This window comes from Agrobacterium sp. 22117 (genome assembly GCF_052045735.1).
In the GTDB taxonomy this organism is placed as follows: Bacteria; Pseudomonadota; Alphaproteobacteria; order Rhizobiales; family Rhizobiaceae; genus Agrobacterium; species Agrobacterium cavarae.
The window spans coordinates 47,291-69,395 of the sequence record NZ_JBQEPP010000004.1; the positions used below are offsets into that span (position 1 = coordinate 47,291).

The 22,105-nt window shown below is 59.1% G+C and carries 14 protein-coding genes; 7 read left to right on the forward strand and 7 right to left on the reverse strand.

What is annotated here, in order from left to right; all coding sequences use genetic code 11:
* Nucleotides 1-42 precede the first annotated feature (42 nt).
* Nucleotides 43-2,298: a DNA topoisomerase IV subunit A gene (gene parC / locus ACTJKV_RS12300; RefSeq protein WP_062423532.1), complete on the reverse strand. Its 2,256-nt coding sequence runs from the start codon at nt 2,296-2,298 to the stop codon at nt 43-45.
* 225 nt (nt 2,299-2,523) lie between these two features.
* On the opposite strand from parC, the gene ACTJKV_RS12305 reads away from it, so the two are divergent.
* From ACTJKV_RS12305 to ACTJKV_RS12315, 3 genes are all read left to right on the forward strand, one after another.
* The gene (locus ACTJKV_RS12305; protein ID WP_440598740.1) at nt 2,524-3,714 is read left to right on the forward strand and encodes a hypothetical protein; all 1,191 of its coding nucleotides are present in this window, start codon (nt 2,524-2,526) and stop codon (nt 3,712-3,714) included.
* 233 nt (nt 3,715-3,947) lie between these two features.
* A complete protein-coding gene (gene pdxY, locus ACTJKV_RS12310; protein WP_440598741.1) occupies nt 3,948-4,832 on the forward strand; it encodes a pyridoxal kinase PdxY in 885 nt (294 codons plus the stop codon).
* A 66-nt stretch (nt 4,833-4,898) separates the two neighbouring features.
* A complete protein-coding gene (locus ACTJKV_RS12315) occupies nt 4,899-5,540 on the forward strand; it encodes a carbonic anhydrase (RefSeq protein ID WP_062443513.1) in 642 nt (213 codons plus the stop codon).
* A gap of 127 nt (nt 5,541-5,667) precedes the next feature.
* Here ACTJKV_RS12315 and ACTJKV_RS12320 read toward each other — a convergent pair whose 3' ends face one another.
* Together ACTJKV_RS12320 and ACTJKV_RS12325 are read right to left on the reverse strand one after the other, a co-directional pair.
* Nucleotides 5,668-6,483, reverse strand: coding sequence for a lytic murein transglycosylase (locus ACTJKV_RS12320; protein ID WP_062423535.1), 816 nt, complete (start codon nt 6,481-6,483; stop codon nt 5,668-5,670).
* Between the two features lie 265 nt (nt 6,484-6,748).
* Nucleotides 6,749-7,783, reverse strand: a complete 1,035-nt coding sequence (locus ACTJKV_RS12325; protein ID WP_440598742.1) for an aspartate-semialdehyde dehydrogenase — start codon at nt 7,781-7,783, stop codon at nt 6,749-6,751.
* A 528-nt stretch (nt 7,784-8,311) separates the two neighbouring features.
* On the opposite strand from ACTJKV_RS12325, the gene ACTJKV_RS12330 reads away from it, so the two are divergent.
* Nucleotides 8,312-9,844, forward strand: a complete 1,533-nt coding sequence (locus ACTJKV_RS12330) for a YifB family Mg chelatase-like AAA ATPase (RefSeq protein WP_440598743.1) — start codon at nt 8,312-8,314, stop codon at nt 9,842-9,844.
* A 246-nt stretch (nt 9,845-10,090) separates the two neighbouring features.
* Entirely contained in the window at nt 10,091-10,597 is a 507-nt protein-coding gene (locus ACTJKV_RS12335) for a cupin domain-containing protein (RefSeq protein WP_113179214.1), read from the forward strand.
* Between the two features lie 90 nt (nt 10,598-10,687).
* Here ACTJKV_RS12335 and pbpC read toward each other — a convergent pair whose 3' ends face one another.
* From pbpC to ACTJKV_RS12350, 3 genes are read right to left on the reverse strand one after another with little or no spacing between them, the layout of a single operon-like run.
* Nucleotides 10,688-12,769, reverse strand: coding sequence for a penicillin-binding protein 1C (gene pbpC, locus ACTJKV_RS12340; RefSeq protein ID WP_062423542.1), 2,082 nt, complete (start codon nt 12,767-12,769; stop codon nt 10,688-10,690).
* Nucleotides 12,769-18,207, reverse strand: coding sequence for an MG2 domain-containing protein (locus ACTJKV_RS12345; protein WP_440598744.1), 5,439 nt, complete (start codon nt 18,205-18,207; stop codon nt 12,769-12,771). The genes pbpC and ACTJKV_RS12345 overlap by 1 nt, the downstream gene beginning before the upstream one ends.
* 46 nt (nt 18,208-18,253) lie before the next feature.
* The gene (locus ACTJKV_RS12350; protein ID WP_440598745.1) at nt 18,254-18,817 is read right to left on the reverse strand and encodes a GNAT family N-acetyltransferase; all 564 of its coding nucleotides are present in this window, start codon (nt 18,815-18,817) and stop codon (nt 18,254-18,256) included.
* 260 nt (nt 18,818-19,077) lie between these two features.
* Here ACTJKV_RS12350 and ACTJKV_RS12355 point away from each other — a divergent pair, with 260 nt between their 5' ends.
* Nucleotides 19,078-19,797, forward strand: coding sequence for an outer membrane protein (locus tag ACTJKV_RS12355; protein WP_440598746.1), 720 nt, complete (start codon nt 19,078-19,080; stop codon nt 19,795-19,797).
* Between the two features lie 124 nt (nt 19,798-19,921).
* Here the strand turns inward: ACTJKV_RS12355 and ACTJKV_RS12360 are convergent, their stop codons facing one another.
* Entirely contained in the window at nt 19,922-20,587 is a 666-nt protein-coding gene (locus ACTJKV_RS12360) for a GntR family transcriptional regulator (RefSeq protein WP_062444172.1), read from the reverse strand.
* Nucleotides 20,588-20,846: 259 nt separating this feature from the next.
* Here ACTJKV_RS12360 and ACTJKV_RS12365 point away from each other — a divergent pair, with 259 nt between their 5' ends.
* Nucleotides 20,847-22,103 carry an NRAMP family divalent metal transporter gene (locus ACTJKV_RS12365; protein ID WP_112952788.1) on the forward strand — a complete coding sequence of 419 codons (1,257 nt, stop codon included), beginning with the start codon at nt 20,847-20,849 and terminating at the stop codon, nt 22,101-22,103.
* Nucleotides 22,104-22,105: the final 2 nt, after the last annotated feature.

Sequence of the window (22,105 nt, forward strand, 5' to 3'; positions counted from 1 at the left end):
TCGATGACAGCTTCCGTCCCCGGAAGCTGTCATTTATCAACTTTAGCCGCCGAACTTACCACTGCGCGGGAAGCCCTTTGGAACGCTGCGGCCGACACCAGCCCGATCGCCCATCCATTCAAGCAGCTCGTCACCGACCTTGGAGAAGGAGCGCCCAGCGCTGTCCTCCCAAGACAGACCGGTCGCGATCGCGAAGCACTTCACATCCGACACGCCGCCATCCTTGTAACGCTGCAGGCGGACACCCTTTCCGCGCGACATTTCCGGCACTTGCGACAATGGGAAGGTCAGCATCTTGCGGTTTTCGCCGACGACAGCGACGTGATCGCCGATGACGGGTACCACGAGCTTGGTTTCATCCGGCATGGAGACGTTCATGATCTGCTTGCCCTTGCGGGTGTTGGCGACCATTTCCGTTTCCGGGATGACAAAGCCATTGCCGCCGGTCGAGACGATCAGCAGCTTGCGGGATGCATCGTGGACAAAGGCGGTCAGGATGTCCTGATCATTCTCCATATCCACCATGATGCGTACCGGCTCGCCGTGCCCGCGGCCGCCAGGCAGCTTGTCGGCGCCGAGCGTATAGACCTTGCCGCCGGTGGTTACGAGAAGCAGCTTGTCTGTCGTCTGCGCCGGGAAGGCCAGCTTCGGCCCGTCGCCTTCCTTGAAGGTCAGGCTCGACGTATCGGACATATGGCCCTTCAACGCCCTGATCCAGCCCTTCTGCGAGATGACGATCGTCACCGGTTCCTTCTCGATCATCGCCTGCTGGATGGCTTCGACATCGGCATTCGGCGCATCGGCAAACTGCGTGCGGCGGCGGCCAAGCTCGGTTGCCTTGGCGTATTTCTTCTTGACCTCACCGATCTCCCAGGAAACCGCCTGCCACTGTTTCTCGTCGGATGCCAAGAGGGATTCGATCTCGCCCTTTTCCTTGCTGAGTTCGTCGAATTCCGTACGGATTTCGAATTCTTCCAGCTTGCGCAAAGAGCGAAGACGCATGTTAAGAATGGCTTCGGCCTGATTGTCGGTCAGCCCGAACCGCGCCATCATCACTGGCTTCGGCTCATCCTCTTCACGGATGATGCGGATGATCTCATCGATGTTGAGATAGGCAATGAGCAGGCCGCCGAGGATTTCCAGGCGGCGATCAATTGCCGCCAGGCGGAATTTCGAGCGGCGAACCAGAACTTCCTTGCGGTGCGCCAGCCACTCGGTCAGCACCTCGTTCAGCGCCATCACCTTTGGCACGCGGCCAAGCGACAGCACGTTCATGTTCAGCGGAATACGGCTTTCCAAATCCGACAGGCGGAAAAGCGATTCCATCAGCAGCGTCGCGTCCACCGTGCGGTTTTTCGGCACCAGAACGATACGAACGTCTTCAGCGGACTCGTCGCGCACGTCTTCCAGAAGCGGCAGCCTGCGGGCCAGCAGCAGTTCGGCGATCTTTTCTATCAGCCGCGACTTCTGCACCTGGAACGGAATTTCGGTAATGACGATCTGGTAACCGCCACGGCCGAGATCTTCCGTTTCCCATTTGGCACGGACGCGGAAACCGCCACGACCGGTCTTGTAGGCCTCGAGAATATTCTCGCGGCTTTCGATGATGATGCCGCCTGTCGGCAGATCGGGACCGGGAATGAATTCCAAAAGCTTCTCGACGCTCGCATCCGGATGCTTGATCAGATGAAGAGCCGCGTCGCAGATTTCATGGGCATTGTGCGGCGGGATGGATGTCGCCATGCCGACTGCAATGCCGGAGGAGCCATTGGCCAGCAGGTTTGGAAACGCGCCGGGCATGACCACCGGCTCTTCGTCTTCCTCGTTGTAGGTGGGGCGAAAATCGACTGCGTCCTGCTCGATGCCTTCCAGAAGCAGAGCCGCGACATCGGTCATACGCGCTTCGGTGTAACGCATGGCAGCTGCGCCATCGCCGTCGATGTTGCCAAAGTTACCCTGGCCATCGACCAGCGGGTAGCGAATGGCAAAATCCTGCGAAAGTCGCACGAGCGCATCGTAGATCGACGCATCGCCATGCGGGTGGAATTTACCCATGACATCGCCGACGATACGGGCGCATTTCTTGAACGCGGAATTGGGACGAATACCCATCTCGCTCATGGCATGCACGATGCGTCGATGAACCGGCTTCAATCCGTCACGAACATCCGGAAGCGCGCGATGCATGATGGTCGATAGCGCATAGGCGAGGTAACGCTCTTCGAGCGCCGCCTTCAAATCGACCGGCACAATATGATCGTCGTCTCCGCCCGATGGCGGATTAAGATTTTTTCCCATGGCGACTGCCTATCGGAAATAGGCGGTTACGGCAAGAAATCCGGGCTTTCTGCGCTGTGGATGACAAGCGTTAAGCCTATATTTTTATGCAATCTTGTTTTTGTGCCGCAATTCAGCCATTCGTTGCACAGTACCACTTCGGTCAATCGCGCTCGTGCTGCATATGTGGACGCGTGATGTGCCTATTCTTGTTGCGGATGTTCGCGCCTTAAGGGAAGAGACAGAATGAGACTTGAAACCACACGGAATTTCCTGTTTGCCAGCGCAGCCGTACTGGCATTTGCGTCTCCGGCTTTCGCCCTGGATGGCGCCGATGTGCTGAAGAAAATGAATGCTGCCTACCACGTGCAGGGCGCAGAAATCACAGCCAAGTCCGTCGCCACCAACGGCGACAATGTCACGCTGTCCGGCGTCGTAATTGGCAGCGGCATGGACCCGGCACAGCAGTTTCCGATTGGCAACGTCACGCTCGAAGGCGTCGAAGAAGACAATGGCGGCTACACCATTGAGAAGATGAGCTTCGAGAACGTCAACTACGCCAAGGAAAAGGTAGCGATCACCATCGACGACCTCTACATGACCGGCGTCGTTGTTCCAGCAGATGCGACGGCAAATACAGTCGATGCCATGCTGTTTTACGATGAAGCCCATACCGGCCCGGCCTCCGTCAAGATCGATGGCAAGGAAGCGTTCTCCATAGCCGAGAGCAATGCCACGATGACCAAGAGCGAAGATGGCGGCACGCTCAGCTTCGATCTCACGGCAGAGGGCTTCAAGGGCGATCTGAGCGGCGTCACCGATCCGAAGTCGAAAGAGGCGATCGACGCGCTTCAGCTTAAATCTCTGAGCGGCGACCTCAACGTCAACGGCTCTTGGGAAGTTGCACCCGGCACGATAAATGTCGACGAATACTCGATCGACGTCGAGAATGTCGGTCGCCTGGATATGAGCTTCAGCATCTCCGGCTATACGATGGCTTTCATCAAGTCGATGCAGGATGCCGTCAAGGCGCAGGAAGCCAACCCCAACAAGGAACAGGCAGATCAGGCCTTCGGCCTTGCCATGCTTGGTCTCATGCAGCAGCTGACCTTCAACAATGCCAAGATCAGCTTTGATGATGCCGGCATTACCAAGCGCGGTATCGATTACGCCGCCAAGGAGCAGGGCACGACGAGCGAGCAGCTCTCGCAGATGATCAAGGGCATGGCGCCCATGATGATCGCACAACTCAACATTCCGGAACTGCAGAACGCCGTATCTGCGGCTGTGAACACCTATGTCGACGACCCGAAGAACTTCACGATCTCGGCAGCGCCAGCAAAGCCCGTTCCCTTCCCGATGATCATGGGCGCGGCAATGGGGGCGCCGAACACGATCCCGAGCGTTCTGGGCGTCACCGTCACCGCCAACCAATAGTCTCTTCAACAAGCCCCGGATCAATCGTTCGGGGCTTTTTCCTGCCAAGCAGGTTAGCAAGCGAGACCTCGACAGCGCCTAAACCAGCAAAGCCTGGGGTCATCCGTTTCTTCGAAACCATCCCAAACGTCCTGACCTTGCGCCCCTATGTCGCTCCCTCTAAAACCTAAAAAACTTCGATACCTCTGCTTAGGGTGAGAGAGTGTGTGCCTCTCCAATCCTTCAATGAAGGAATGACATTCGTGCAAGACAATATCAGCGGCTCCGTTATCGTCATTTCCAGCCATGTCATGCGCGGCTCGGTGGGCAATCGGGCTGCCGTCTTCGGCCTGGAGACGCTCGGCTTTCCTGTCTGGGCTGTGCCGACGATCGTGATGCCGTGGCATCCCGGCCAAGGCCCCTCCACCCGTCTTCGTTTCGATGGCGAGGCCTTCGATGCGGCCATGGGAGATCTGGCCGCATCGAAATGGCGTGGAGAAGTCAAAGCGGTTCTCACCGGCTATTTCGGCAGCGCCGACCAGGTGCGCTCGGTCGCGCGTTTGATCCGTACATTGAGAGAAAACAACCCCGATCTGATCTATGTCTGCGACCCTGTTATGGGAGACAAGGGCGGGCTTTATGTCCCGATCGAAACCGCCGAAGCGATCCGCGACGAGCTTGTATCACTTGCGACGGTTTCCACGCCCAATCGCTATGAACTGGCCTGGATGAGCGGTGCTGAGCTCAACACCAATGCCGAGATCATGGATGCGGCCCTTGCGCTCGGTCCGCCGAAGATGCTCGTTACCTCCGCTGTTCCGATGATGGCAAACGGTATTGGCAATCTGTTCCTCAGCGGACGCCATGCGCTGCTTGCCGAACACCGCGCCATCGAAAACGTGCCGAACGGACTTGGCGACCTGCTTGCGGCAGTCTTTCTCGCCCGCGTGCTTCAAGGCGTGGATGACGAAAAGGCGCTGCAATTGGCAACCGCCAGCGTCTTTGAAATTCTGGCCCGCACCATGAAGCGCGGCGCCAACGAGCTCACGCTCGAAACAGATGCGTCAAGCCTTTCCACACCCATGGCGATGGTTCAGATGCGCCATCTCTTGCATCCTTCCCGAAGCAAGGGCAAATAGCGGTCAAGTTTCATGCGCCTCATGACTAGGCGTTCCCTGTAGCGACCAACGGCACTGCGAGATCGAATGAAGGATTTTCCAGATTATCTTCTGAACGGCTACAAGAACTTCATGAGCGGCCGTTATGCCGGTGAACGCGACCGATACCGCACTCTTGCCGATAGCGGTCAGAAACCGCAGACCTTGTTCATTGCCTGTTGCGACTCCCGCTCGGCGCCCGAAACGATTTTCGATTGCGGCCCGGGTGAGCTGTTCGTCATGCGCAATGTGGCAAACATGGTGCCGCCCTTCGAGCCGGACGGCCAGTATCACGCAACCTCGGCTGCCATCGAATATGCTGTCCAGGTTCTGAAGGTGAAGGACATCGTGGTCATGGGCCACGGCCGCTGCGGCGGCATCCAGGCGGCACTCGACCCGAATTTCGAGTCGCTCTCGCCTGGCGATTTCATCGGCAAATGGATGAACCTCGTCAAATCCGCCGCCGAGCAGATCCAGAGCAATGATGTGATGACCTCTGGCGAAAGGCAGACGGCGCTTGAGCGCGTCTCCATCCGCAATTCCATCCACAATCTGCGTGGCTTCCCCTTCGTCAAGGCGCAGGAGACAGCAGGCAAAGTAAAACTGCACGGCGCCTGGTTCGATATCTCGACTGGCGAATTGTGGGTGATGGACAGCAAGACCGGCGATTTCCGTCGTCCGGAAGTGTGATCCCCGGCTACAACACCGTGCGTCAATTCAGAAAAGTAAAGCGCCGTGCGTCCAANAATAGGACGCACGGCGCTTTAAGTAGAGGATCATGTCACGCCAGCCGTTCTACAAACGGTTTTGACCGCGATTATTGCCCGTCGATCGCCTTGCCAATGTAGGCAATCGCCTGCTGATAGACAGTCGCTGCGTTCCAGCCCTGGATCGCGGCAAAGCTTGGCTGACCCGGCTGATAGCCAGCGCCGCGCTGCCAGCCATGTCCAGCAAGGAAGTTTGCGGTCGAGGCAAGGGCATCGGCGCGCGAGCCGACGAGATCGATGCGACCATCGCGATCGAAATCGACGCCATAGCGCACGACGTTCAGCGGCAGGAACTGGGTCTGGCCGATTTCGCCATGGGCTGCGCCCTTGGCGTTGATGTTGAGCGAACCATTACCCACCAGCTTCAAGGCTGCGTAAAGCTGCTCGGTGAAATAGTCGGAACGGCGACAATCATAAGACAGCGTCGCGACGGCAGACAGTGTGTGCTGGTTGCCCATGAATCCGCCGAAACCGGTTTCCATGCCCCAGATCGCCAGAAGCGGGCCGGCTGGAACGCCGTAAGCGCGCTCGATATTGGCAAACAGCGCCGCATTGTTCTTCTTCATCGCCTTGCCGCGCGAAATGATGGCCTGGCCACCGCGCTTTTGCATGAACTGATCGAAGGAGAGCTTGAAACTGTGCTGACCACGGTCCGCACGGATCGTCGCCTGGTTGTAGGTGACGTTGGAGAAAGCCCGATCAAGGACTGCCGGGCTGACGCCGCGGCTTGCCGCTTCCTGCTTGAAGGATTGCACCCAGTTGCCGAAACCTGCCGAGGTATTGCCGCATTGCGCCGCCTGCAGCGGCGTTGCCGCCAGCATCGCAACTGCCGTCGCACCAAGGGAAAAAGCCTTTATTGCCCGCATCCGTATCTGCCTTTGATAGAGTGAGGGACAGCCCCTCGCCATGTTCGCCTGTCTAATGGTCTGACTGTGACATTTGATCCTCAAGATCACCGCAGATGGGTATCAAACGTCAAATTCATTCCACTAGCGAGAATTGAGAGGCACAAATTGCCGTTCGTCTTCATAACCAGCAAATGAACTGGCTGTGATAGGCACGAAGATTGAAAACCCGCCCATTCTCGAAAGTAACGGACGGGTTATAGTTAATAGTTGTTAAAAAACCGTATCACGCAGCGGCTTTGCGTGGCTTGATCAGACCACGGTTGATCAGAAGTTCGGCGATCTGAACGGCGTTCAGTGCCGCACCCTTGCGCAGGTTGTCGGAAACGACCCAGATATTGAGACCATTTTCGACGGTTGCGTCCTCGCGGATGCGCGAAATATAGGTTGCATCTTCACCAGCGCACTCGACCGGCGTGATGTAGCCGCCATTTTCGTGCTTGTCGATGACGAGGCAACCGGGTGCTTCGCGCAGAATGTCGCGCGCCTGATCGGCGGTGATTTCGTTTTCGAACTCGATATTGACCGATTCCGAGTGGCCGATGAAGACGGGAACGCGCACAGCGGTGCAGGTCACCTTGATCTTCGGGTCCAGCATCTTCTTGGTTTCTGCCAGAACCTTCCACTCTTCCTTGGTGTAACCGTCTTCCATGAAGACATCGATATGCGGAATGACGTTGAAGGCGATGCGCTTGGTGAACTTCTTGGTTTCGACCGGATCGGCCACGAAGACGGCGCGGGTCTGCTGGAACAACTCGTCCATGCCTTCCTTGCCTGCACCGGAAACGGACTGGTAGGTGGAGACGACAACGCGCTTGATCCTGGCGGCATCGTGAAGCGGCTTCAGCGCGACGACGAGCTGCGCCGTGGAGCAATTCGGGTTGGCAATGATGTTCTTCTTCCTGAAGCCTTCGACCGCATCGGCGTTGACTTCCGGAACGATCAGCGGAACGTCCTGATCGTAGCGCCAGGCAGACGAGTTATCGATAACGACGCAACCTTGCGCACCGATCTTCGGAGACCACTTCTTCGATACATCGCCACCGGCCGACATCAGGCAGATATCGGTATCGGAAAAATCGTAGTTCTCGAGATTGGAAACCTTCAGCGTGCGGTCGCCATAGGACACTTCCGTGCCCTGGCTGCGTGCGGAAGCCAGAGGAACAACTTCATCCGCCGGGAAACCACGTTCCGCCAGGATGTTCAGCATTTCGCGCCCGACATTGCCGGTGGCGCCTGCGATTGCAACTTTGAAACCCATGATCAAGCTCTCTTTCTGCCTCTCCTCTTTTTGGTGAGGGGGAGCCGCGAAACTGCGGCTTCCTTTCCCCGGCCAAACCGGGGAGAGAGCGGCGGGCCAGAGACGTCAGACGGTTTTAATCGTCGTTTTGGCCGTAATTCGGATGGAACCAGAAAGGCGCGCAGGATCGCCGGCTGAACCCGCCGGGCTTTGCATGACAATCATGTGCTGGACATGCCGCATGAACAGTGCGCTCCTTTTCGTGCGAAAGCTATTAGGAGGTTTGTCTTTTCTGTCAAGCGCAAACATAACGCCTTGCGGACAGGTCTCGCGTCTTTTCGATGACGGATTGATGCCGGTGCGCCGAGCGCCGCGCGCGCCAGCTGGTTGTCGCACAGGTTGCCGCATTCACCATTTCAAACGCCGCTGTCATTCTGGCCCACTGAAACTCACCCTCATGTTCTTGTTTTATTCTCATGCCTGTGCCAAGTTGTGGGCGCGATCTGGTAGAGCCGTGCGGACGGCGATTACGGCTGTGGGGGCCATTTCATGGTAGCGCGCGTCAATACAATTGCGTTTCAGGGCATCGAGGGTGTGCCTGTCGAAGTTCAGGTCATGGTGGCACCCGGCAAGGTCGGCATGCAGATCGTGGGCCTGCCCGATAAGGCAGTGGCCGAAAGCCGCGAGCGTGTACAGGCAGCCCTTCACGCATCAGGTCTCGCCATGCCCGCCAAGAAGGTCACCGTCAATCTTGCTCCCGCTGATCTTCCAAAGGAAGGCTCGCACTTCGATCTCCCCATTGCGCTCGGCCTGATGGCGGCACTCGGCGCCATTCCAGCGGAGGCGCTGAACCGCTTCGTCGTGCTGGGCGAACTCAATCTCGATGGCACGATCGGCGCTGTAGCCGGTGCTCTTCCGGCAGCCATTGCCGCCAACGCTCAAGACAAGGGTCTGATCTGCCCAGCCGATAGCGGTCCAGAGGCGGCGTGGGCAGGTGCTGAGATCGATATCCTCGCCCCGCGCAGCTTGATTGCTATCGCCAACCAATTTCGCGGCACGCAACTTCTGTCGAGGCCGGTTCCGGCCATTCGCGCCAATCCTGATAATCTTCCGGATCTCGCCGACATCAAGGGACAGGAGAGCGCGAAGCGGGCGCTGGAAGTCGCAGCGGCCGGTGGACATAATCTCTTGATGGTGGGCCCGCCCGGCTCCGGCAAGTCCATGCTGGCCTCCCGCCTGCCTTCCATCCTGCCGCCACTGTCCGCCTCGGAACTGCTTGAAGTGTCGATGGTGCATTCGATCGCGGGACAGCTTTCCGGCGGCAAGCTCTCAGATCGACGCCCATTCAGAACCCCGCACCACTCCGCAACCATGGCAGCGCTTGTCGGCGGCGGCTTACGCGCCAAGCCGGGTGAAGCCTCACTTGCTCACCATGGCGTGTTGTTTCTTGACGAGTTTCCCGAATTCTCGCCGCAGGTACTGGATGCGCTCCGCCAGCCGCTCGAGACCGGCGAATGCATCATCGCGCGCGCCAATCATCGCGTCAGCTATCCCGCCGAAATCCAGCTGGTGGCCGCCATGAACCCCTGCAAATGCGGCATGGCCGGTGAACCGGGCTTCACCTGTGCACGCGGTCCAAGATGCGTTTCCGATTACCAGGCGCGTATTTCCGGCCCGCTGATGGATCGCATCGATATCCGGATCGAAGTCCCTGCAGTCTCGGCCGCAGACCTTATCCGCCCGATGGCAGCGGAAGCCAGCGCCGACGTCGCCCGCCGCGTTGCGCGTGCCCGCCAGATGCAGGAAGAACGCTTCGCAGCCGCCGGCTTCCAAGGCATCCGCACCAATGCACGCTGCACCACGGCACTCATCGAAAAATGCGCCGAACCGGACGCTGCAGGCCTCCAACTTTTGCGCGACGCCGCAGAGAAGCTGAAATTCTCCGCGAGAGGCTATCACCGCATCCTGAAAGTGGCGCGCACGCTCGCCGATCTCGACGATAAGCCCGTTGTAGGGCGGCTACATCTGGCGGAAGCAATCTCGTACCGCATCGCAGGCGAGCGGCTTTCGGCAGCGGCTTAACGCTTTTCAGATGATGCTGTAAAAGTATTGATTGAATTAATCAATACAAGGCATGAGTTTATATCAGTATATATGCATATTGTATACGAATTCTTGCGTGGTCGCGGCAAGTATAAGCACCAGATTAAAGCATCTTGCCTTGTTCCGTCACTTAAGGGATGGAGATAGTTCGAATTCAACATAATTTGTGAAGCTTTTGCTCACCCGCCATTGCTACGATCTTCGCAATCAAGGTGGGGACCGAAGATGGTTGTTAAGATGATGATTGCGACCGCTATTGCGATGGCGTCGCGGACTGTGCCGCTCATGCCGATTGCTATGGGGCGGAGACGGACCCGGCCGGTGGTTTCGGCTGCTTCCGATCGGATGGAGATGAAGGCGGCGCCCATCAATCCGGAGTGGATTATCGACGGTGATCCGCAGGCGCGCATGGCGGATCACTCCCGCAGTGGCGACCGTGCTGCCTATACCGCGCTATGGGACTGCACGGCAGGCACATTCCGTTGGTTCTTCATGTGGGATGAGACCGTTCATATCATCGAGGGCGACGTGCATGTGACGGCAGCCGATGGCTCCGTGCATCATCTTTACGCCGGCGATGTCGCCTACTTCAAGGCCGGCACCTGGGCGACGTGGCGGGTGGACAATTATGTTCGCAAGGTCGCTTTCCTGCGCCGGCCCTTCCCGACGGCGCTGGCGCTTGCCTATAGCGTCAAGAACCGCATTCTTCCGGCAAAGACTCCGTCGCTCTGAAGGCCCCCGGGCGGTAGTGCGCAAAGCACGATGCTGTAGATTTGAAGGGCGGGAAGCGTCCTTAGTGCGTCCAAAAGGATGTACAGAGATCTATTGCACGAAGATACGCACGCTCGACGCCCGGCCATCGGCGTCGATGACAGTAAGTGTCGAGAAGCCCTGGCCTTCCGGCGTCCACTCATTGCTGCGGCGCCGCGTCAGGTCCGGCAGCGGCTTGCCGTTGGCGAGCCAGCGGAACGGCGCCCGACCGCCCTGGAGTTTGAGAACCAGCGGGGAGAGCGCGCCAGCGCTGTCTGAAAGTTCGACACGTGCGCCTTCCGGCGGGTACACGATCACGGGCGAAGATTCGCGTCGCGACGCTGAGAGAAGTCCGCTCGCTGTCGTGGTGAAGCGTCGCTGGTTGGATGGCAGATCGCTGTAGCTCAAGCGCATCACGCTGCTTGGTGCGGCTGCGAAGGGCGTGATCGCCACACCGGATTTGGCAAAGGCATCGAAGAGAATGGGGGCGGCGGTAGCGTAGCCGGCAATTCCCGGGACCGAACCATTATCGGCCCGGCCGACCCAGATACCGATGACATAACGCCCGTCAAAACCCACCGACCATGCATCGCGGTAGCCATAGCTGGTTCCGGTCTTGTACGCGACGCCGCGCTGCTTCATGCCAAGCGGGGGCAGAACGCCGGAAAGCGTATCGGTGATGTTCCAGATGGCGCTGCGCGAAAAAATCGGTTCGACGTCGAGAACCTCCGGCTTGTTTCTCACGCCATCACCGAGTTTCACCGGCTGCCCCTGATTGGCGAGGCTGGCATAGAGTTGCACGAGATCGACAAGCGACAGGCCAGCACCACCGAGCGCGATCGCAAGACCCGGTGGCTCAGACTTCGGCAGTGCGAGACTGACCGAGGCGCGTCTGAAGCGCACCATCAAAGCGGCGGGACTGACGGCATCCAATAGCTTCACTGCAGGCACGTTGAGAGACAGTTGCAAGGCTTGCCGAATGCTGACGTCACCCTGATACTGCATATCGAAGTTGCGCGGTCGATAACCGGAGAAATCTGCCGGTCGATCCTCGATGATGGTTTCCTGCGAAACCAGGCCATTCTCGAAAGCCAGTCCATAGATGAAAGGCTTTAGCGTCGAGCCGGGTGAACGGATCGCGCGGCTCATTTCCACCCAACCTCTTCGGGAGCTATCGAGGAAATCTGCCGAGCCGACATCGGCGAGAATGTCGCCCGTCGTGCTATCCGCCATGACAATAGCGACCGAAACCTTGTCGCCGATCTTGTCTGCGGCATGCCGCGCCAAGGCTTCGAGTTCGCTTTGGATGCCACGCCGCAAGGTCGAGCCGATAACATGCTGGCGCGGAAATTTCGTCCGCGCGGCTTGCGCGAGATGCGGCGCGAAGGCCGGGAGCGCCAAACGATCCCGGGGAACGGCGGCGGCAGATGCGCGCTCGGCCTCTCCCTCTCCGACGACGCGCGCCACGGCCAGTCTCTGCAACACGCGCTCGCGGGCCTCTTTCGCGGCATCGGGAAAACGATCTGGTCGGCGCTTCTCGGGGAGTTGCGGCAGGGAGACCAGAAGCGCGGCTTCCGCCGTATCCAAACGCCGTGGCTCCTTGCCGAACCATGCGAGGCTCGCCGCACGCACGCCCTCGATGTTGCCGCCATAGGGGGCGATGTTAAGGTAGAGTTCGAGGATTTGGTCCTTGCTGAGCCGGCGTTCGATCTGCACGGCGCGCAGCATCTGGCGAAACTTGGCGCTGAAGGAGCGGTCTGCCCGAGGCTCGATCAGGCGCGCGACCTGCATCGATAAGGTCGAGGCACCGGAAACGATGCGACCATTGGTCAGCAACTGCCAGGCGGAGCGACCGAGCGCCTGAATGTCCACGCCATGATGGTCGTAAAATCGCTGATCCTCATAGGCGATCAGCATCTTGATGAATTGTGGATCGACCTCGGCCGCGGTCGTCTGCAAGCGCCAGCGCCCATCGGGCGTGGCGAAGGCGCGCAGAAGATTGCCATCGGCATCCACCAGTTCCTGAGACACGATACGCGCATTGTGTAGCGGCGGCGGATAGGCGCGATCCAGACGGTCAAGCCCGTAGATGGCGGCACCGGTTACCGACGCCGCTAGAGCAAAGCCGAAGAAGAAGCTGCGCCAACCCCTCATTACTGCGCTGCGCGAACCTCCATCTTACTGGTTGCCGTGCGAGCGGAGAACTGCGGACGGTACATGTCCTCCACGCTCGCCGCCGGGTTGTCATAGGTGCCAGGTGTCACGGCCCGAACCACATAGGCCAGCGTGATTTCAGAGGTGTCGCCCGCGGTTCTGTCGAATGCGGCCACGAAGCGGTCGTAGCGGAATTCCGTATGCGCTGCTTCGGTTTCCGGCAGCCAATCGAAGTTTGTGAGCGCCGCGCTGTTGACGAGGCTCGGATTGTCGATTTCGAAACCGGCCGGCAGAAGATCGGTCACCAGAATGCGCGCCTGCCAGTCGTTCTGCGGAATGACCTTCAGCACCACGACGTAGCGCTGGTTCTGCTCCACCTCGCTGACATTCACCTCTTCGCCATCCATCGAGTAATAAGTCTTCTCGATGGTGAAGCCCTCACCGCCTGACGGAAGCGGCTTGGACGGCGGCGCAACAGTGGTGACGACCGCCGTGACCGGGTCTGCCGAAGCGTTGGTGACATTCAGCGGCGCTTGAAGCAGCTCATCGCCGCTCATGCGTTGGCTGAAGCCGCCCTGCTGCAGGGTGCCGTTCACATCCAGGCGAATATCCTTGTCCTCACCTTTCAGGGCGCGCGCGGCGAGAACCATCCAGGCCTGCTCCTGCGTGCTGGTATAGCGCTTGGACTCGAAGTCCTTGGACACGACACCCGCAAGCTGGGACACAACTGCCGGGACCGGACGGCTTTCTGCCGCCAGCGCCAGGGACGCAGCGCCGTCACGAAGAGCCGAACCGTAATCGGCACGCGCCAGCGTGACGTTCGCGCTTGAGGATGCCATGCCCAAGGATGCCCCGAACGCGGACTTGGCGCGCGCAGCATCGCCATAAAGCGAGAGGGCTGCCGCGACCTGTGCCTTGGCGAGCGGCGTCGGAAACTCGTTCAAGGCCGTATCGGAATAGTAGCGCAGATCGTTGATCGCAGCCTTTCGATTGCGCGCCAGCACATAGAGCGAATAGGCGATCTCGTTGCCGCGGTCCTTGACGTTGCTGTCATAGGCAAGACCGTTTTGCAGATTGGTGAGTGCCTGCACCATCGCTGTTTCCGGCACATCATAGGACTGCTCACGTGCCCGCGTCAGGAAATCGGAGATGTAGGCGTCCAGCCACAAATCCCCTTCGCCGGGAGACCATAGACCGAAGCCGCCGGCGCTCGACTGGAAGGAGAGCACCCGGTAGATCGCGTCCTGCACCCGCTTGCGCAATTCCGGATCGTCCTTGCCGCCGCTGTCCTTCATCAACTCGGATGCGTAAAGCAGAGGTAGAGCCCGGCTCGTCGTCTGTTCGGCGCAGCCATAGGGGTATTTGTCCAGCATCATCATCAAAGCGGGGACGTCGAACGCCGGAGAGCGGGTAACGTTGACCGAGACCGATGAGCCGACCAGCATGCTATCGGCCAGCAGGTTGCCGTCCACCGTCAGACTGCTGTTCGGCGCAATCTTGATGTTGCGGCGTGTCGTCACCGGAAGCACCGATGGACGCACCGGAATGGTCAGCGCCTGCTCCAGCGAAACGCCGCTGCTATTGCTGACCTTGATCGCGATCTGCCCTTCACCGGGAAACTCGCCCGTCAAAGGCACGGTCAGGGACGTCTTGCCGCCCTTTTCCAGCCTCGTCGTTTGAGAAAACTCGCCCTGATCCACAGTCACGGCCATGTTGCTGGTGACATCGATCTTGTAATCGCCAGCCTCACCATCGGTATTGGCGATATCGAGGCGCAGTTGCGACACGTCGCTTGGGCTCAGGAACTTCGGCGCGCTTGCCGTCACCACCACCGGATCGCGAATGACGACATCCGAGACCGCGTGGCCAACGCCGGTCTTTGTCCAGGCAACGGCCATAACCCGTGCCGTGCCATTGAACTGCGGGATATCGAAGCTGATCGTCGCCTTGCCTTGTGCATCCAGCTCTACGGGGCCTGCAAAAAACGCGACGAGCTTCTCCTTCGGCGGACTGCCCTGAAGCGCAACCTGCCCGCCATCGCCGCCGGTTCTCAGACGCCCCGTGGCGCCAAGCGAACCATCGATAAGGCGGCCATAGAGATCGCGAATTTCGAGGCCGAGCCTGCGCTGGCCGAAATACCACTCGTCCGGCTTCGGCGGCTCGTAGCGGGTGAGGTTCATAATACCGACATCCACCGCGGCAATCGTCACATAGGCCTTGTCCCCCGCACCCGCACCGGAGACATGCACCGGAATCTTCAGCGCCTGCCTCGGCAATGTCTGCTTTGGAAGATCGAGCGCGATGCCAAGCTTGCGCTCGCCCGGATCGACCGCCAGCCACTTCACGCCGATGGCGCGCATCGGCATACGGCTTTCCTGCGCGTCGCCGGGGCGGAACAGGGTTGCCGTTACATAGGAGCCAGCGCCCCAATCTTCCGTCACCGGGATTTCGACTTCGCCGCCCTTGTCGCCGATCTCGACATTCTGCACCGAGATCAGTTTTTCGGAACCGGCGACAACCATCAACTGGCCGGCATAACGGGATGTGACCTGAAGCTTGGCCGTCTCGCCCACCTTGTAGCTCTGCTTGTCCAGCGCGATTTCGAGCGCATCCGGCGTTTCGGTCGAGCTTGCGGATACGAACCAGCCGGCATCGAATTCCACGCTGGAGACGGCACCGTCATTCTGCGGCGCTTCCACCTCCAGCCGGTAACGGCCCCAGTTCACCGGCACGGAGATGTCTGCTCCATCCGGCGTGACCGAAAGCGTGCCGGTCTCCACCTGCTTTGTATGGACCACCGGCTCGTAGCGCCAGGAATTACCCTGCCTGTACCACTGATAATTACGCTCCACCTTGATGAGCTTCCAGGTAAGCCCACTCATCGCCTGCCTGCTGCCGTCTGGCGCAAGCCCAATCACATGGAAACGCCCGATGGAGTTTTCCGCCAGATCGCCGGAGAATTGCGGCTTGATGCCGATCATGTTGCTGTCGGACTTGACCGGCAATGTCAGCGAGCGCTCCACCGCACGGCCACCTGCCTCACGCATGCGCACGGTGATGCTGGCCGAGAGAAACTGCGTGGTGGAGGGAAGATCGCCGAGTTCCACCGGGAAGCTTGCCTTGCCGTTTTCATCCAGGACGGGAAGATTATCGAGCGTGGTGCGGCTTTCTTCTTCGGTCTCCTCATCCGCTAAGCCGAAGAGATATCCTTCGAAGGCCGGGTTGGTGCGCGACGGCTTCAGGGCAACTTCGCCCTCGAGCTCAAGCCCCGCTGCCGGCGCGCCATAGAGATAGCGACCATCGACATCAATTGTTGTCTCGCCTGCCGGATCGATCTCTTTTGCCGCGCTGGTAAGGTCGAACTCCGTGCGATCCGGCACGAAATCATCCACCAGGAAGGATTTTTCGCTGATCGCGCTTGCCTTCGGATCGGTATAGATGCGCATCGTCCAGGTGCCGCGCATGGCGGTTTCCTGCAGCGGCAGATCGACCGCGTGGCCTCCCAGCGCCTTGCCGTCGCTGACGAAGCGACGATCCTCGACGCCGTCAGGCCTTGAGAAGATGAAGGTCAGCGGCAGGTTCTCGATCGCATTGCCTTCGATGTCGCGCGAAAGTGCTGCGGCATGTACCGTCTCGCCCGCGCGGTAAATGCCGCGTTCTGTCCAGCTGAACACGTCGATGGCGCCGGGTGCGGCGCGACCGGTCACACCGCGATCGGAAAGATCGAAGCCCGCCCGTGTCATGTCGAGGAAGACGTAGTCCTTCTCGCCATTGCGCGCCGTGATGATGGCAGGTGCCTGGCCGGCGGAACCGCGCATCAGACCGGCGGAAAACGTCGCGCGTCCCTCCGCATCGGTGGTGGCGGAACCCAGCACCTCGTTGTTCTTGGCGAGAAGCTGGAGCGAAACGCCCTTCAGCGGTTCGGCATTGCTGAGCGCCCGCACGAAGACATTGAGCCCGTCGGTGCCGGCATAGGTGGTGATGCCGGTATCGGAAACGAGAAACCATTGGGTGGCGCGCGCGTCCCAGTTTTCTGGCGCTGTGCCTGGCGGCACGGCGGTCATGACATAGATGCCAGGCTTGCGGTCCGGCAGTGCTTCGTCCACGGGGAAGCTGGTGACGACGTCCTTGTTCAGTTCCGTCTGAATGTCAATGCCACCCTGCCAGACGAGTTCGCCCAGCTCGTTTTCGATCTTCTCCGCACCATAACCGTCCATCTGGGTCAGGAACTGAGAATTGGCCAAGAGCGCGGTGATATTGCGATCCCCCACGCGGTAGAGCTTCAGATCGGCATGATCGATATTGACCGACACGAGCGGGATGCCGCGGCGTGCGGTTCCGGGAAGCACAAAGTTGTCGCCGGTAAAGCGAACCGAGCCGGAGCGGTCGCGCACGTAAATGTCGAGATCGACCTGCTTTTCCAGCGGCTCTTCCACGGAGGATGGCAGACCGGCGCGAAGGGCGATCTTGTATCTCTGCCCATGCGTCAGACCTTCGACGCAGATTTCGCTACCCTTGGCTTCGAGCGCTTTCGGAGCAGCGCCGTCCAGCGTCACGAAGGACGAGTAGTCGGCATTCTTCACCAGCGGTTCGGAAAACTGGATGCAGGCACGCGGCGTCACGCTGTCGGTGTCGACCGTGTTGTTGATGACGCGGAAGCCCTGGCGGGTGCGAAGGTCGTTATAGGCCGCCCGCGTCTTGGCAACATCCGAAAGGGCAAGGCTGGACTTGTAGGCGTTCAGCGCCGCGCGGTAATTCTGGCCTTTCTCGAAGGCTTGGGCCAACCGGTTGAGCGCAGCCAGGCGGGCGCTCTGTGTCCGGCTAAGCTGGTAGGCGTTGAGCGCTGCGGCCGGTGCCTCGCCGAGAATCTGGTAGTTGTTCTCGACCTTCGCCTCGACGGAAGAGAGCTCGGCCCACAAGGCGCCATTCTCAGCGTTGAGCGATAGTGCCGACTTGTAGATTTCCACCGCCTGGGGGATATCGAGCACCGCCTGTTGGCGTGCTTGCGATAGCAAGGCTTCGAGGCCTTGGGTATTATCCGCCTCAGGCAAATCCGCCTTCAGCTTGCGGGCCTGCTGGTAGAGGCTGTCCTCGACGAAGGAGAGACGCTGTGGCGCGCCGAGATCAGGTTCGCTTGCCGCCTCCACAATCTTTCCGGCAACGGCGCCAGGAAACGCATTGAGCTGATTATAGTCCGATTTGAGGAAGCACCACTTCACCTTGGGATTGTAGGTGAAGGCCTTGCAGCCCTTGTCATCGATGCAGATGGTCTTGCACTGATCGAGAGACACATCCTGTTCCGTGCGCAGATCGAAACCGAAATAGTCGCCATTTGCGGTTGTTACCACCTTGCGCGGCGCATCCTCAGCCAGAAGCGGCGAGACGGAAAATGCTGCAAGAACAAGGGCAAAAGCGTGCGAAACGACGCGAAAGGACATCGGTCTCTCCCCGAAAACACAATGATCGGCGCGACTTTGGTCCTATTCAAGCTTCTTTGTCAACGGAGCCTTGCATCTGGTGCTGCCACTCCCGGCGTAAAAGTGCATATTGCATCGTATTCTCGTAAAGCGGGTGCCCGGCCTCATCCTTGGTGAAAGAGATGAACTCGAGAAAAAGCCCTTCGCGACGCATTCCAAGCTTCTCGCACAGCCGCTGAGAAGCCAGGTTGTTGTCCTCCACATAGGCGTAGAGGCGTCGTATCTGCCTTTCATCGAAGAGCCAGCGAAACATGGCGCGTGCCGCTTCATAAGCATAGCCACGGCCTGCATAGTCGCTGTTGAAATTCCAACCGACGGACAGCGTATCGCCCTCCTCATCGGCTGTGGCGAAAAGATCGCCAATCATTCTGTGGTGCTCGCTTGAGTAAACGGCGATATACTCATCCGAGCCGCCACGCTTGATCGCCTCTGCCTCGGCTTCGTCCAGATTTTGAAGTCGCTGGGAGAAAAAGCAACTCGGTCGCGGATCGTGCAGATAGGAAAAAAGGTCATGCGCGTCTGCGGCCCGAAAGTTTCTTAGCACCAAGCGGTCCGTTCTGATCTCTTCCATCTGCGTCTCCCAAGGATGTCCTGATTGTTACCGCGCAATCGTCGGAAGGGGCCATCTAATGAAAAAACAACCACATTATGTCGCCCGCAGTTGGTCAATGTCCTTCCCTAACGTCACTTCATCCATTCGTTGCCATGTTGCAACGGGATGACGGTTTCAGCTCGCGATCAAGTGCTAAATCAAAGCTGCGGCGTGGACATTGGAGGAGGTTGCAAGCAGTCTCTGGACACCGGCGGGGGCCGATTCAGAAAGGTTTTCTAATGCGAAACGTCTTCAAGCTTGCTGCACTCATGACAGCGCTTGCTTCCACCACCGCCTACGCGGCTGACCTTGCCGTTCAGACCGAACCCGCAGTTGTTGCCGATCCAGGCGGCTTCTACATCGGTAGCCTGAACAGCCTGACATTTATGGACGATACGAACTTCTCGACTATCGGCGCTGGCGTCAACACCGATTACGATGTCGGGTACTACAGCGGATTCCGCGTCGGTTACAGCTTCGGTTCCTACGACTTCGTTTCCCCACGCCTCGAGCTCGAAGTCGGTTACGGCCGCTCGGATGTCGATACCCACACGGTAAACGGCGTGGACGCTGCGGGTTCGTTCGGCTCGGCTCGCAACTTCCAGGGCTATGTCAACGGTTACATCGACGTTCCGACAGGCACGGCCTTCACGCCATACTTCGGTGGCGGTATCGGCGCGATGAACCTCAAGCTTCGTCGCCAGGGCACGGCTGGTGCCGGCGTGATCATGAACGACAGCGACACCGCATTCGCATACCATCTGGATGCAGGCGTCGGCATCGAGTTGAACACCATTTCCTTCCTGCGTGACAACGCGCTGTTTGCCAACACCACCTTCGATATCGGCTATCGTTACACAGGCGCCGACAACTTCGACTTCACTGCTACTGACGGCACCGTCTCCAGCACGGATTTCAAGAGCCACGCGATTACCGCAGGCTTCCGTCGTCAGTTCTGATCGACAATCGACTATGATAAAAAAGGGGATCGCGTTCTGCGCGGTCCCCTTTTTGTTTCTACGGACAGATTTAAAGCTTAGATAAGCGGAAGAGCAGAAGCCAACTCCAGAAAGGCCATATGCTTTACCGCGCCTTGCCTGAGAGCTTTCCGAACGCTTTCAGAAGACCGTTCTCGGAGATCAGCAGATAGTCTTCCATCTTCTCGCTTGCCTCTGCAAACCTGTCCTCTTCACACAAAGAGACAATCTCGTCATTCATATCGACGAAGGGTGAATGGAGCAGACGCGGATCCTCAATGAGGGCAAAGCCCAGGCGAAGCTCGGCCGACACCCTTTCGTAAAGCTCGCTCAAACGCTCGCTATCGGCAAGTGCGACGACGGCCGAGTGGAAGGCCATATTGGCGCTGCCGACATCGACCCAAAGCTCCTGCTCCCGCTTTTGCTTGGCTTCCTCCACGGCCTGACGCATGACCTTGACCGATTCATGCAGGCGCCACGCCTTACGCAACGCTCCGCATTCGAGCATGCGGCGTACCCGGTAAATATCCATGATCGAAGCCATGGTTGGCGTCTGGACGAAGACGCCACGATTGGTTTCGTGCCGGAGCAGGCCTTCCTTCGTCATGATGCGGAAGGCTTCGCGCAGAGAGTTGCGGGACACTTCCAGATGCTCGCTGAAGGCTGCTTCGGATATGCGCTGGCCGGGTCTCAGTTCGCCCGAAATCAGCATGAGGCGGATGCGCTTGGCGATCCAGTCGGACAGCGGCATGCTTTCACGTGTGTCTGTCACAGGCTTCCTCGCTTCTTCTTGCGGCGTCTTCAGATAACAAAAGACTGGCGGAATCAAGCAATAGTTTCAACGGCTTTAACCACGCCTCTGCCGGGACGGCAAAGTCCCCTCCGAAGGCTGTTTTCGACGCCAAGAATATAAGCATGAATGAACAAAACAAAAAAATTGTTGAACAATATTGACATCACAAACAAACCATCCATGATGACCTCATAAGCATCCGCGAGGGGCGGGTGACGATAAGAACAGGAAAACTCTCATGCAGCAGACCGAGCAAACGCCCGGCCGCACGAACGCGGCTGCGTTTAACCCGAAGAGCCAGCGCTACGCGCTCCTATCGGCGATGTTCCTGATGTCCATGGCCGCCGTCGGCCCTGGCTTCATCACCCAAACCGCCAATTTCACGGTGAAGCTGGGTGCAGCCTTTGCCTTCGCCATCATCGTCTCCATCATCATCGACTTCGTTGTCCAGGCCAATGTCTGGCGTATCGTCACCGTCACACAGATGCGGGCTCCGGCGATTGCGAACGCCGCCATTCCAGGCTCCGGATATCTTCTGGCAGTCCTCGTCATCATCGGCGGCCTGTTCTTCAACATCGGCAATATCGGCGGTGCCGGTCTTGGCTTCAACGCCATGATTGACCTCGACCCCAAGATTGGCGGTGCCATCGGTGCACTCGTCGCCATCGGCATCTTCCTGTCGCGACGCGCTGGTGTTGCCATGGACCGTGTCGTCTACGTCGCAGCCTTCGTCAAGCTCGCCCTCATCCTCTACGCGGCGATCGTATCCGGCCCTCCTGTGGCTGAAGCCTTCCACCAGACCTTCCTCCCCGACACGATCGATTTCGCCACCATCACCACCATTGTTGGCGGCACCGTCGGCGGCTACATCACCTATGCGGGCGCACACCGCCTTCTCGACAAGGGCACGGTAGGCGTCGAGAATATCGGTGCCGTCAATCGTGCGGCACTGAGCGGCATCGCGATCACGGGCGTTCTTCGCTACATTCTCTTCCTCGCCATTCTCGGCGTTGTTGCAAGCGGTGTCGTCATCGACCTCTCTGGCAAGGCGGCAAACCCTGCAGGCCAGGCCTTCCATGCGGCCGCCGGCGATATTGGCTTCCGGCTCTTCGGTGCAGTGTTCCTCGCCTCGGCACTCACTAGCATCATCGGTGCGGCCTACACCTCTGTGTCCTTCCTCACCGCGTTCAAGCCAGAAATGACCGAGCGCCAGCGCAATCTTTCGACCGTCGCTTTCATCTGCGTTTCGCTGGTGTCCTACATCCTGATCACCACGCCCCCGGCCGCCATGCTCGTCTTCGTCGGCGGATTGAATGGTCTGGTCCTGCCCATCGGCCTCTCCATGCTGCTCTTTGCCGCATGGAAGCGTCCGGACCTGATGCGCGGCTACCACTATCCGCGCTGGCTGCTCATCCTCGGCGCGCTCACCTGCTGCCTGACATGGTACATGGCCTACAAGTCTGTCGGCCCGATCTTCGCTCTGCTTGGACTGTAAGA